We start from the raw sequence: 12,891 nt of genomic DNA on the forward strand, positions 1-12,891 counted from the left end.
GGTAACCCCGAGGCCCTTTCTTGGTTCCCAGGCTGGCCTTGCGCTAATGGGATGGAAGAACAATGCCGAGCACCACAATGGCCACCCGGTGCTCATCCGTCCGGCCGGTGACCAGGTCAGTGCCGTCCAGCCGGCATGCCCGGCTCAACGCCGTGCAGCCGACGGCGTCGGCTCAGTGCCCCCGGAACCGGTTGATCGCGTCCTCGTGCTGCGCGCGCAGCTCCCCGTCGCGTACGCCCAGCCCGTCGGTGGGCGCGAGGCACCGCACCCCGACCTTGCCCTGGTGGGCGTTGCGGTGCACCTCGTACGCGGCCTGGCCGGTCCGCTCCAGCGGATAGGTGCGGGAGACCGTCGGGTGCACCTTGCCGAGCGCGACCAGACGGTTGGCCTGCCACGCCTCGTGGTAGTTGGCGAAGTGGCTGCCGACGATCCGCTTGAGGTGCATCCACAGGTAGCGGTTGTCGTACTGGTGTTGGAAGCCGCTTGTGGACGCGCAGGTGACGATGGTGCCGCCGCGTCGGGCCACGAAGACGCTGGCGCCGAACGTCTCCCGACCCGGGTGCTCGAAGACGATGTCCGGGTCCTCGCCGCCGGTCAGCTCGCGGATCCGCTCGCCGAAGCGCCGCCACTCGTCCGGGTCCTGGGTCTCCTCGTCCTTCCAGAAGCGGAAACCCTCGGCGGCCCGGTCGATGACCAGCTCCGCGCCCATCCGGCGGCACAGCTCGGCCTTCTCCGGCGAGGAGACGACGCAGACCGGGATCGCGCCGCCGTTGAGCGCCATCTGGGTGGCGTAGCCGCCGAGGCCGCCGGAGGCGCCCCAGATCAGCACCACGTCACCCTGCTTCATGTTGGCCCCGTGGTGCGAGACGAGCTGCCGGTACGCGGTGGAGTTGACCAGCCCGGGGCTGGCCGCCTCCTCCCAGCTCAGGTGCCGGGGCTTCGGCATCAGCTGGTTGGCCTTGACCACCGCCATCTCGGCCAGCCCACCGAAGTTGGTCTCGAAACCCCAGATCCGCTGCTGCGGGTCGAGCATGGTGTCGTCGTGCCCGGCTGCGTCCTCCAGCTCGACGGAGAGGCAGTGCGCGACCACCTCGTCGCCGGGCGCCCAGCGGGTCACCCCGGGGCCGACGCGCAGCACCACGCCGGCGGCGTCCGAGCCGACCACGTGGTACGGCAGGTCGTGCCGACGGGTCAGCTCGGAGACCCGGCCGTAGCGCTGGAGGAACTTGAAGGTGGGCAGCGGCTCGAAGATGCTGGTCCACACGGTGTTGTAGTTGATCGCGCTGGCCATCACCGCGACCAGTGCCTCGCCAGGCGCCAGCTCCGGCGTCGGCACCTCCTGCACGTGCAGCGCCTTGCGCGGGTCCTTGTCGCGGGTGGCCATGCCGTCGAACATCCGGGACTCTTCGGCGCGGACCACCACGCCCCGGTAGCTCTCCGGTACGGGCAGCCCGGCGACGCCGGCGAGCTCGCGGTCCGGATCGTTCGATTCCTCCGCCGCCATGATCGCTTCGAGGATGTCCTGCACGGTGACCTCCGGTTCATCCGCACCCGCACGGGCCCGGGTGCTGCCATCGTCGGCGCCGGTGGACACGACCGCCATGTCGGCATTCGACACATCCAGCACCAGTCGCGCTCCGGTGGGGCCGGACGTTACTGAACGGTAGCTAGGCCCGGAAGTCATCTGTGAAAAACTGCATCCGCCGATGCGTGAAGGTGTCCGACCAGCCCGCCAACCGCGCACTGACGTGCGCGTGAACGGAATCCACCCCCTCGACTCGCCCGTGGTGACAGCAACGTCGGGGATGGTGCTGCCTCAGGCGCGAAGGAGGCAGCACCATCCCCGACGTTGTGTGGATCATGACGCGACGCGACGCGACGCGGGGTGGGGCAGGGCAGGGTGGGGCAAGGGCAGGGCAGGGTGGGTCAGTGGGGGGTGGGGGCGGGCTCCACCAGTTCGACGAGGACGCCGCCGGCGTCCTTCGGGTGGACGAAGTTGATCCGGCTGTCCGCGGTGCCGCGTCGCGGGGTCTCGAAGAGAAGTCGCATTCCCCGCTCGCGCAGTGCCGCGCAGGCCGCGTCGACGTCTACCACGGTGTACGCGACCTGCTGCACGCCCGGCCCGCTCCGGTCCAGGAACTTGGCGATCGTCGACTCCGGGGTCAGCGGTGCGAGCAGTTGCACGCAGCCGCCGTCGGTGGTCGGGCCGACCGACAGCATCGCCTCGCGAACGCCCTGCTCCTCGTTCGTCTCGACGTGCACGCAGCGCATCCCGAACGTCCGCTGGTAGAAGTCGATAGCGGCGTCCAGGTCGGCCACGGCGATCCCGACGTGGTCAATCTTGCGAAGCCCGATGTCTGTGACGTAGTCCGCACCGGGCTCGGCGGGGGAGTTCTCAGCCATGGCGTTAGTCTGACCGAATAATCGTTAAGGCGTACAGCTAGGCACCCCCCTTGAACAGTTCGGCACCCCCTTCGGAGGCAGGCATGGCTTCGGTGATCGTCAGCGGCGCGCGGACCCCGATGGGGCGCCTGCTGGGCAACCTCAAGGACCTCCCGGCCACGAAGCTCGGCGGTATCGCCATCAAGGCGGCGTTGGAGCGTGCCGGCGTCAGCCCGGACCAGGTCCAGTACGTGATCATGGGGCAGGTGTTGCAGGCCGGCGCCGGTCAGATCCCGGCGCGGCAGGCGGCGGTGGAGGCCGGTGTGCCGATGTCGGTGCCGGCGCTGACCATCAACAAGGTCTGCCTCTCCGGCCTGGACGCCATCGCCCTGGCCGACCAGCTGATCCGCGCCGGCGAGTTCGACATCGTGGTGGCCGGCGGCATGGAGTCGATGACCAACGCCCCGCACCTGCTGATGGGCCAGCGCACCGGCTACAAGTACGGCGACGTGGTGGTCAAGGACCACATGGCGCACGACGGGCTCAGCGACGCCTGGGACTGCTGCTCGATGGGCGAGTCCACCGAGCGGCTCGGCGGCAAGCACGGCATCTCCCGTACCGAGCAGGACGCCTTCGCGGCGGCCAGCCACCAGCGGGCCGCCGCCGCGCAGAAGAACGGCCACTTCGCCGACGAGATCACCCCGGTGGTGATCCCGCAGCGCAAGGGTGACCCGCTGGTGATCAGCGAGGACGAGGGCATCCGCCCGGACACCACCGTCGAGTCGCTGGCCAAGCTGCGTCCGGCCTTCGCCAAGGACGGCACCATCACCGCCGGCAGTTCGTCGCCGATCTCCGACGGCGCTGCCGCAGTGCTCGTGATGAGCAAGGCCAAGGCCACCGAGCTGGGGCTGACCTGGCTGGCCGAGATCGGGGCGCACGGCAACGTGGCGGGCCCCGACAACTCCCTGCACTCGCAGCCGTCGAACGCGATCAACCACGCCCTGAAGAAGGGTGGCCTGAGCGTCGCGGACCTGGACCTCATCGAGATCAACGAGGCGTTCGCCCAGGTCGGCATCCAGTCCACCCGTGACCTGGGCATCAGCCCGGACAAGGTCAACGTCAACGGCGGCGCGATCGCGCTCGGGCACCCGATCGGCATGTCCGGCGCGCGTCTCGTCCTCACGCTCGCCCTGGAGCTCAAGCGGCGCGGCGGTGGCACCGGCGCGGCGGCCCTCTGCGGCGGCGGTGGCCAGGGCGACGCGCTGATCATCCACGTGCCGGGCCAGTGAGCGGAGCGGCCGAGCACGCGCCGGCGGCGGGCACCACGTCGGTGCGCCGCAGTCGGGACGTACCGCTGCTGGTGGAACGGGCCCGCGCGGGTGACCCCCGCGCGGTGGCCCGGCTGATCACATTGGTGGAGAACGGCGACACGCTGCTGCCGGAGATCGCCGCGGCGCTGGCACCGTACGCCGGGCAGGCCCAGGTGGTCGGGTTGACCGGCTCGCCTGGGGTGGGCAAGTCGACCACCACGAACGAGCTGGTCCGGGCGCTGCGGGCGCGCGGGCATCGGGTCGGCGTGCTGGCTGTCGACCCGTCCAGCCCGTTCACCGGCGGCGCGATCCTCGGCGACCGGGTGCGCATGCAGGACCACGCCACCGATCCGGGCGTCTACATCCGGTCCATGTCCAGCCGGGGTCACCTCGGTGGGCTGGCCGCGGCGACGCCGCAGGCGGTCCGGGTGCTGGAGGGCGCCGGCTGTGACGTGGTGCTGGTGGAGACCGTCGGCGTCGGGCAGGCCGAGGTCGAGGTCGCCTCGCTGGCCGACACCACGCTGGTGCTGCTCGCGCCGGGGATGGGCGACGCGATCCAGGCGGTCAAGGCCGGCATCCTGGAGATCGCCGACGTCTTCGTGGTCAACAAGGCCGACCGGGACGGCGTCGACGCCACCGTCCGCGACATCCAGGGCATGATCGCCCTCGGTGAGCGCGGTCCCGGGCAGTGGCGACCGCAGGTGGTCCGCTCGATCGCCGCCCGCGGCGAGGGCATCGACGACATCGCCGCCGCGATCGACAAGCACCGCGGCTGGCTGGTCGAGCACGGCGAGCTGCGCCGCCGTCAGGAGGCGCGGGCCGCCGCCGAGATCGAGGCCATCGCGCTCGGCATCCTCCGCGCCCGGATCGGCTCACTGCGCGACGGTACGGAGTTGGCCACGCTCGCGACCAAGGTCGCCGAGGGCGCGACCGACCCGTACACGGCGGCGGACGACCTGCTCGCCCAGCTCGCCCGCTGAGCCGGTAGCGCGACGGGGCCGACGCCGATCACCGGCGACGGCCCCGCGTCAGCTCGGTCTAGCCGCAGTGGCCCCAGGGGCTGGTCCACACGGTGCCCCGGCTGAGTCCGCCGAACTGGATGCACTTTCCGGCGGCCGCGGCCCGCACCGGCCCCGCGTAGTACTTGTAGGGGTCCTCGTCGAAGGCGCCAAGGTCGTTCGACAGGATCAGGTATGCGCCGACCATGGTGGCCTTGCCCCGGTCTGCGGTCTTGATGGTGACCACGCAGTTGTAGCCGTTGGACTTGTAGAGCAGGTACACCGTCGCGCCGGGCAGCCCGTGACTGTCGATGACGTAGTACCCGGAGCCGCAGAGGGCGCTGGGCGACTCGGCCGCCTGGGCCGGGCTGGCCGCGCCGAGCAGCGCGCCGACCGACAGGGTGACCGCCGTGGCGAAACTCAACAACTTCCTGCGCATTAAACAGACCTCAATCATGGTGCCTACGGGCGTCCAACGTGGACGTGCTGATTCGCACCCTAGTCGGCAAGATCAGCCTGCGTGGTCCCTCGGCGGCGCGCGCGCCCGGAAGCGAAGGTCGCTCCGGTTTTAGTAGGCTCGCGGCGCGTGGCCGGGAGCGAGGCTGGCCCGCGGCGGGCTGACAGGACGGTCGGTCCACAATGCGTCGCACCAGGGGAGATGTGATCATGACGGACGCGGTGGAGAACGCCGGCGGTACGGTGCCGGCCGCGACGGGTGCGGCGCGGGGCGTCACGTCGGTTTCCGACGAGGTCGTGGAGAAGATCGCCGGAACCGCCGCCCGTGCGGTGCCCGGTGTCGCCGATCTCGGTGGTGACGTGGCCCGGTTCTTCAACAGTGTGCTGGACAAGGTCGGCCTGGACGAGGTGGGCGACGCCAGCCGGGGTGTTTCGGCCGAGGTGAAGGGTGCGTCGGCCGTCATCAACATGGTCCTGGTGATCGACGCCGGGCACGTCGTCGCGGATGTGACCGAGGCCGTGCGGGTCGCCGTGATCGAGGCGGTGGAGAAGTACGGCCTGACGGTCACCCAGGTCAACATCACTGTCGACGACATCGAGCTGAACCAGCCAGGGGCGGCCGGAGCCTGAGGCGTAGCGGTTGGGCGGCGCATCCCGAGCCGCCCGTAACCGGTCCACCGAAGACACTCCGGCGGCACGTCGGGCTTGTAGGCTCGCACCGCCCCACCGAGGTGGAGGCCGGGCGGTGTCTCGGCGCGGTGACGCGAGGAAGGGGAGCGGTGGTGGACCACGAGGTGACGCAGGAGCTGACCGTGGCGTCGATGACGGTCGGCGGAACGACGAAGGTCGCGGACGAGGTGGTCGAGAAGATCGCCGTCGCGGCGGCCAGGGCGGTGCCCGGCGTGGTCGAGCTGGGCGGGGACGTCGCCCGGTTCTTCAACGCGGTGTTCGACCGGGTCGGGCTGGACCAGTTGGGCGACGCCCGGCGGGGCTGCTCCGCCTATGTGACCGGAGACGCCGCCGTGATCAACCTGGTGCTAGTGATCGAGGGCGGTCGCCCGGTGCCGGAGATCACCGGCGAGGTGCGCGCCCAGGTGACGGCGGCGGTCGAGGCGTACGGGTTGCGGGTCGACGAGGTCAACATCCGAGTCGACGACGTGGCGATGGGCGATTCCACCGCGTAGGCGGCAGCCGACTTACCCGCCGGTAGGCGGTGACTTAGCGATCGTTCAGGTGAGGGCTCTACACTCGACGTGCAGTCGAGGACCCGAGGAGGAGCCCTGCTCATGGACGCCGACGAGATCGACGCCGGACGGGCGCGCTGGCAGGCCCGTTACGACGCCGCGCGCAAGCGGGACGCCGACTTCACCACGCTCTCCGGGATGCCGGTGGACCCGGTCTACGGGCCGCCGGAAGGCGCCACCTACCCGGGCTTCGAGCGGATCGGCTGGCCGGGCGAGTACCCGTACACCCGGGGTCTGTATCCGACCGGCTATCGCGGACGGACCTGGACGATCCGGCAGTTCGCCGGCTTCGGCAACGCCCAGCAGACCAACGAGCGCTACAAGATGATCCTCGGCGCGGGTGGTGGCGGCCTCTCGGTCGCGTTCGACATGCCCACGCTGATGGGCCGCGACTCGGACGACCCGCAGGCGCTCGGCGAGGTCGGGCACTGCGGCGTCGCCATCGACACCGCCACCGACATGGAGGCGCTCTTCGACGGCATCGACCTGGCCGGTGTCACCACCTCGATGACGATCTCCGGCCCGGCCGTGCCGGTGTTCTGCATGTACCTGGTCGCCGCCGAGCGGCAGGGCGCCGACCTGTCCGCGCTGGACGGCACGCTCCAGACCGACATCTTCAAGGAGTACATCGCGCAGAAGGAGTGGCTCTTCGACCCCGAGCCGCACCTGCGCCTGATCGGCGACCTGATGGAATACTGCGCCGCCGAGATCCCGCGCTACAAGCCGCTGTCGGTCTCCGGTTACCACATCCGCGAGGCCGGCTCGACCGCCGCACAGGAGTTGGCGTACACCCTGGCCGACGGTTTCGGCTACGTGGAACTGGGTCTCTCGCGCGGGCTGGACGTCAACGTGTTCGCGCCGGGGCTGAGCTTCTTCTTCGACTCGCACGTCGACTTCTTCGAGGAGATCGCCAAGTTCCGCGCCGCCCGCCGGATCTGGGCCCGGTGGCTGCGCGACGTCTACGGCGCGACCAGCGAGAAGGCGCTCTGGCTGCGGTTCCACACGCAGACCGCCGGTGTGTCGCTGACCGCGCAGCAGCCGGTCAACAACGTCGTACGGACCGCCGTCGAGGCTCTCGCGGCGGTGCTCGGCGGCACCAACTCGCTGCACACCAACGCGCTGGACGAGACGCTGGCGCTGCCCACCGACGAGTCCGCCGAGATCGCCCTGCGTACGCAGCAGGTGCTGATGGAGGAGACCGGCGTGGTCAACGTCGCCGACCCGCTGGGCGGCTCCTGGTACGTCGAGGCGCTGACCGACAAGATCGAGGCCGAGGCGGAGGAGATCTTCGCCCGGATCCGGCAGCTCGGCGGGGAGGGGCCGCACCAGATCGGCCCGATGACCTCGGGCATCCTGCGCGGCATCGAGGACGGCTGGTTCACCGGTCACATCGCCGAGTCGGCCTTCGTCTACCAGCAGGCCCTGGAGAAGGGCGACAAGAAGATCGTCGGGGTCAACTGCCACACCGGCACTGTCGCCAAGGAGCTGGAGATCCTGCGCATCTCGCACGAGGTGGAGCTGGAGCAGCGCCGTGTGCTCGCCGAGCGCAAGAGCGCCCGGGACGAGGCGGCGGTCCGCGCGGCGGTGAGCCGGATGGTCGAGGTCAGCCGCACCGACGGGAACATGATCCCCGCGATGCTGGACGCGGTTCGCGCCGAGGCGACCCTGGGCGAGATCTGCGACGCGCTCCGCGCCGAGTGGGGCACCTACCGCGAGCCGGCCCGCTTCTGACCGGCACCCCTCCGTCGATCGTGCGTTTCCGGTGGGATGAATACGGCGAACGGCGCGTATTCCCCCTCCTCAAGCGCACGATCGCGGGGGTGTGCGGCGGGGCGTGAGAGTTGCAACGTCGGGGTTGCGGGTGAGCTGAGAATTCGGGCTCACGTGCGAGACTAGGTAACCATGAGCGACCCACGGATCACCTCGTCGATCTTCACCCGCGGCGCGGTCGACCTCAGCACACTGCGCGGCCCCGCACCAGCCAGCTCCCGCCCCGGCACGCCCCCACAGGGCGGCCCGTCCAACGGCGCGCCCGCCGCCGGCGGTACCACCGCCATCGTCGACGTCACCGAGGCGACCATCCAGTCCGACGTGCTCGAACGGTCGATGGCCATGCCCGTCGTCGTGTTCTTCGGCGCCGCCGGCTTCCCGGAGAGCGACGAGTTCGCCCCGGTGTTGGAGCGACTGAACGCCGAGGGCGGCGGCAGCTGGGTGCTGGCACGGGTCGACGTGCAGGAAAATCCGCGCATCGCCCAGATGTTCCGGGTCCAGGGCATCCCCATGGTCTACGCGGTCGTCGGCGGCCAGCCGGTCGACGCCTTCTCCGGGGTCGTGCCCGAGGCGCAGCTGCGGCAGTGGCTCCAGGCCGTGCTCAAGGCCGGCGGCGTGACGGTCGCCGAGCCGGAGGACCCCCGCCTCGACGAGGCGGACGACGCGCTGATGAGCGGTGACCTCGACGCCGCCGAGCAGGCGTACCGCAAGATCCTCGCGGACGCGCCGGCGGACGCGGCGGCGACGGCCGGTCTGGCCCAGGTCGGGGTGGCCCGCCGGGTGGCCGGAGCGGACCCCGCCGCCGCCCTGGCCGCCGCCGAGAGCGCCCCCGACGACGTGGCCGCCCAGCTGCTGGCCGCCGACATCGAGGTGCTCAGCGGCCTCGCCGAGCAGGCATACTCCCGGCTCGTCGGTCTGGTCCGGCGCACCGCCGGCGAGGACCGCGAGACGGTGCGCCAGCACCTGGTCTCACTCTTCTCCATCGCCGGCCCGGACGATCCGGCGGTCGCCTCGGCGCGTCGGGCCCTGGCCAGCGCCCTGTTCTGAGTTCGTAGCACGCCAGCGCGGGCCGGCGCTCCGGCCGGCCCGCCCGACCACCGAGGACGGGAGCTCATGATGCGCCGGATCGCCGTCCTCGACGCGCCGACAAACCTTGGCCTGCGGCCGCCGACGTCCACGTCCGTCCCCGGCTGCGCCAAGGCGCCCGGCGCTCTGCGCGACCACGACCTGCTACCCCGGCTGCGGGCCCGCGACGCCGGCTGCGTCACCCCACCCCGCTACGACCCGGGCGACTGGCGGCCCGGCGACGGGGTCTGCCACGCCCGGGAGATCGCCGACTACTCGCTGGCGCTCGCCGAACGGATCGGCTCGATCATCGACCGGGGAGAGTTCCCCGTGGTGCTGGGTGGCGACTGCTCGGTGCTGCTCGGCTCGGCGCTGGCCATGCACCGCCTCGGCGAGGCCGTCGGCGGGCGGATCGGGCTGGTCTTCGTCGACGGGCACTCCGACTTCCGGCATCCCGGCAACGCCTCCTACGTCGGTGCCGCCGCCGGCGAGGACCTCGCCCTCGTCACCGGGCGGGGGCAGGCCGACCTGGCCGCGCTGGAGGGACGCCGCCCCTACTTCCGCGACATCGACGTGGTGGTGCTCGGCATCCGCGCTCAGGACGAGTACCGGCTCGACCTCCAGGCCGCCGGGATCACCACCCGCCCGGTGCCCGCGCTACGGGCCGAAGGCGCCGCCCGCACGGCCCAGTGGGCGCACGAGCAGCTCGCCGACTGCGCGGGCTACTGGGTGCACATCGACGTGGACGTGCTCGACCCCGCGGTGATGCCCGCCGTGGACGCCCCCGACCCGGGCGGTATCGCCTTCGCCGAGCTGGAGATCCTCCTCGCCGGCCTGGTCGACACCCCGCACTGCCTCGGCGTCGAGCTGACCGTCTTCGACCCCGACTACGACCCGGACGGCTCGTACGCCGCCGAGATCGTCAACACGGTGGTCGCCGGCCTGGCCCCGGTCACCGCCCCGGAGGCGGTGCCTCCCCGACTGCTGTCGGCCCGACCGACGCCCAGCCCACGGCGGGCCGCTTCCACCGACCGTGTGGAGCGGGCCGGCGGTGTGGAGCGGGCCGGCGGTGTGGAGCGGCTGGACGGGCTCGGCGCTGTGGGTCTTGCCGCCGTGGACGGCTCCGGTAACGGGATGGCTGATGCCGGCAGGGACGGCACGGTCGAGGTGGAGCGGTCGGGCATTCCTGGACCTGCCTACGCCGAGCCGTCCGGGGTGGCCGCCGTGCTCCCGGCTACGGTCGAGCGCGAACCGGTCGGCCCGCCCGCTTCGGCCGGCCCGGGGCTGCTCCGGCGAACCTCGACCCCCGCTCAGGACTCTTCGGGCCCGAACTCTGCCAGCGAAAACGGTGCAGATTTGCACAAAGCCGACACAGCCTGACTCGCTCGCGGTCCGCACGGCGCTGATCGACTCGCGGCCGGGTTGATCGACACGACATCGGCGATGTGGGGGTGTCCCCGTCGTTGGAAACCGCCACATCGCCGATCTCGTGTTGATCACTGCGCCGAGGGCCACCGCTCGGCGCGCCGGGGCGCGGTCGAGGTCAGGCCGCCGGGAGAGCGCGGAGGAAGCGCTCGGCGATCGGCACGGCCGACGCCGTGCTGGCGCCGCCCTTCTCCACGAACACGGCGAAGGCGACATCGCCCCGCCACCCCACGAACCACGCGTGGGTGTGGGCCGGGTTGTCGTCGTACTCGGCGGTGCCGGTCTTGCCGTAGACCTCACCCGGCACATCCTTGAGGGCGCTGCCCGTGCCGGAGGTGACCACCTCGCGCATCATCGACTTCAGCGCGGTGACCGATTCCGGCTTGAGCTGCTCGCCCGCCGGGGCGGGCTTGGCCGGCGCCGGATCGAGCACCAGCTTCGGCTGTTCGAAGCGGCCTCGGGCGACGGCAGCTGTGGCACCGGCCATGGCCAACGGGCTGACCAGCGTGGTGCCCTGCCCGAACGAGGCGGCGGCCTGCTCGGCGAGGCTGCCGCCCGTCGACACCTTGCCGGTGAAGGCGTCCGCGCCGATGTCCCACTGACCCTCCAGGCCCAGCGAGCGGCCGGCGGCGGCCAGCCCGTCGCCGCCGAGCTTCGGGGCGAGCGAGGCGAACGCGGTGTTGCAGGACTTGGCGAAGTCGGTGCGGAACGGCACCGAGCCGAGCTCGAAGTTGTCGGAGTTCTTGAAGGACCGACCGTCCACGGTGAAGGTCTTCGGGCAGGCCACCGGCCCGTCCAGAGTGACCGCGCCCCGATCCAGCAGGCCCAGTGTGCTGACCATCTTGAACGTGGAGCCCGGCGGCACCTGGGCGTTGAAGGCGAGGTTCTCACCGGCCGGCCCGGGACCGTTCGCCGCGGCGAGCACCGCGCCGTCGCTGATCCGGACGGCCACCAGAGCGGATCGGCGGGACTCGGCACGCAGGGAACCGTCGGCCGCGTTCTGGACCGCGGTGTCCAGCGTGGTCTTCAGCGGCTGGCCGGGCTGCGGCTCCCGACGGAACAGCTCCGCGCCGGTCGGCTCCAGCTTGCCGCCCTCGATGGGACGCTCGACCACCACGGTCAGCCCCGGGCCGCCCCGTAGCCGTTCGTCGTAGCGCCCCTGCAACCCGCCGTGCCCGACCAGGTCACCGGCGACGTACCGGTCCGGGTGTGCGGCGAGGTCGTCCGCCTGCGCCGGGTCGACAGTGCCGAGCACCGCCCGGGCGAACTCCCGGGTCGGTGCCAGGTCGACCTTGCCGGAGATGAACTTGGTGCCGGGCAGGTCGTAGATCCGGGGCTTGATCTGCCGGTACGCCTCCTCGCGCAGCGACACCACCTCGACGAAGGCGCCCGGCTCGGCCTCGGCCACCCGCTTGGGCAGGTCGCTCAGGTCGACTGCGGGAACCAACGCCGGACGGATCGCCTTGAACGCGGCGTCGAGCTCCTTGACGAGGGCCTTGATGTCGGCGACCCCGTTGGGCTGCACACCGACCCGCACCACCGGGCGGGGAGTCACGATCGGGTTCCCGGCGCTGTCCAGCACACCGGCCCGGGCACTGGCGTCGCGGCGCAAAGCCATCCGGTCACCCTTGGTGAGCTGCTCGTGCATCACCCGTGGCTCCCAGATCACCTGCCACTGGTCGCCGTCGCCCTGGGCGAGGCGTACCTCCCGGTCGTACGTCCAGCGGGTGTCACCCGGCAGGGTCCACTCCACCTGGACGGTAGCGGTCGCGATGTCTGCCGTGACCTTCGGCTCGCCGCGGCGCGTCAGTTTCGGCGGGGTGGCCGCCAACTCACCGGAGAGCTCCTTGATCTCGCGTGTCACCTCGGCCGACGGCAGCTTGCTGCCGGTCGGGTCGATCAGGCCGACCGCCTGGAGGTCACCGCTGCGCCAGCCGGAGAGGAACGCGTCGACGGTGCGCTCCGGCCCGTCGTCACCCGAGCAGCCGGCCAGGACACCCGCCGTGAGCGCCGCGGTGGTGAGGGCGGCAATCAGACGGCGGGCGTGGTTCGGCCGGTGGGGCCGGGGGTACGACAACGGCATGGAGCTGGTCCTTCCGATCTCAGAGTGCCCCCGCACGGTAATACGCGAGCGCCGTCCCCAACGTCCCGCAGGAGCGCGGGCGCGGCCAAAGACGGGCCGAGCCCGTGTGATGAACATCGCGTGGCGGGGTATCCCGCAGCCGGCCAACCTCGGACCCG

General features: G+C 71.5%; 10 protein-coding genes and 1 pseudogene. 7 read left to right on the forward strand and 4 right to left on the reverse strand.

Annotation, left to right across the window (positions count from 1 at the left end):
• Positions 1–172: 172 nt before the first annotated feature.
• Together ccrA and mce are read right to left on the reverse strand one after the other, a co-directional pair.
• Positions 173–1,528, reverse strand: coding sequence for a crotonyl-CoA carboxylase/reductase (gene ccrA / locus O3438_RS27980; protein ID WP_269683776.1), 1,356 nt, complete (start codon positions 1,526–1,528; stop codon positions 173–175).
• Between the two features lie 398 nt (positions 1,529–1,926).
• Positions 1,927–2,403 (reverse strand): methylmalonyl-CoA epimerase, encoded by a 477-nt coding sequence (gene mce, locus O3438_RS27985; protein ID WP_088987908.1) that lies wholly within the window; start codon positions 2,401–2,403, stop codon positions 1,927–1,929.
• 83 nt (positions 2,404–2,486) lie between these two features.
• On the opposite strand from mce, the gene O3438_RS27990 reads away from it, so the two are divergent.
• The gene (locus O3438_RS27990; RefSeq protein WP_269682600.1) at positions 2,487–3,671 is read left to right on the forward strand and encodes an acetyl-CoA C-acetyltransferase; all 1,185 of its coding nucleotides are present in this window, start codon (positions 2,487–2,489) and stop codon (positions 3,669–3,671) included.
• Positions 3,668–4,672, forward strand: a complete 1,005-nt coding sequence (gene meaB, locus O3438_RS27995) for a methylmalonyl Co-A mutase-associated GTPase MeaB (RefSeq protein WP_269682601.1) — start codon at positions 3,668–3,670, stop codon at positions 4,670–4,672. The genes O3438_RS27990 and meaB overlap by 4 nt, the downstream gene beginning before the upstream one ends.
• A 58-nt stretch (positions 4,673–4,730) precedes the next feature.
• On the opposite strand, the gene O3438_RS28000 is transcribed toward meaB, so the two are convergent.
• The gene (locus O3438_RS28000; RefSeq protein WP_269682602.1) at positions 4,731–5,129 is read right to left on the reverse strand and encodes a hypothetical protein; all 399 of its coding nucleotides are present in this window, start codon (positions 5,127–5,129) and stop codon (positions 4,731–4,733) included.
• Positions 5,130–5,356: 227 nt separating this feature from the next.
• On the opposite strand from O3438_RS28000, the gene O3438_RS28005 reads away from it, so the two are divergent.
• The 5 genes and pseudogenes from O3438_RS28005 to O3438_RS28025 all read left to right on the forward strand — a co-directional run.
• Positions 5,357–5,776 carry an Asp23/Gls24 family envelope stress response protein gene (locus O3438_RS28005; protein ID WP_269682603.1) on the forward strand — a complete coding sequence of 140 codons (420 nt, stop codon included), beginning with the start codon at positions 5,357–5,359 and terminating at the stop codon, positions 5,774–5,776.
• A 152-nt stretch (positions 5,777–5,928) separates the two neighbouring features.
• On the forward strand, positions 5,929–6,330 hold the full coding sequence (locus O3438_RS28010) for an Asp23/Gls24 family envelope stress response protein (protein ID WP_269682604.1): 402 nt from the start codon (positions 5,929–5,931) through the stop codon (positions 6,328–6,330).
• Between the two features lie 102 nt (positions 6,331–6,432).
• Complete coding sequence (locus O3438_RS28015) at positions 6,433–8,121, forward strand: acyl-CoA mutase large subunit family protein (protein WP_269682605.1); 1,689 nt, start codon at positions 6,433–6,435, stop codon at positions 8,119–8,121.
• Positions 8,122–8,292: 171 nt separating this feature from the next.
• Positions 8,293–9,207, forward strand: a complete 915-nt coding sequence (locus O3438_RS28020) for a tetratricopeptide repeat protein (protein WP_269682606.1) — start codon at positions 8,293–8,295, stop codon at positions 9,205–9,207.
• A 66-nt stretch (positions 9,208–9,273) separates the two neighbouring features.
• Positions 9,274–10,266, forward strand: a pseudogene (locus O3438_RS28025) (arginase family protein); the annotation flags it as partial.
• Between the two features lie 502 nt (positions 10,267–10,768).
• Here the strand turns inward: O3438_RS28025 and O3438_RS28030 are convergent.
• The gene (locus tag O3438_RS28030; RefSeq protein WP_269682607.1) at positions 10,769–12,733 is read right to left on the reverse strand and encodes a penicillin-binding transpeptidase domain-containing protein; all 1,965 of its coding nucleotides are present in this window, start codon (positions 12,731–12,733) and stop codon (positions 10,769–10,771) included.
• Between the last annotated feature and the right edge of the window lie 158 nt (positions 12,734–12,891).

Source organism: Micromonospora sp. WMMC250, assembly GCF_027460215.1.
Lineage (GTDB): Bacteria > Actinomycetota > Actinomycetes > Mycobacteriales > Micromonosporaceae > Micromonospora > Micromonospora taraxaci.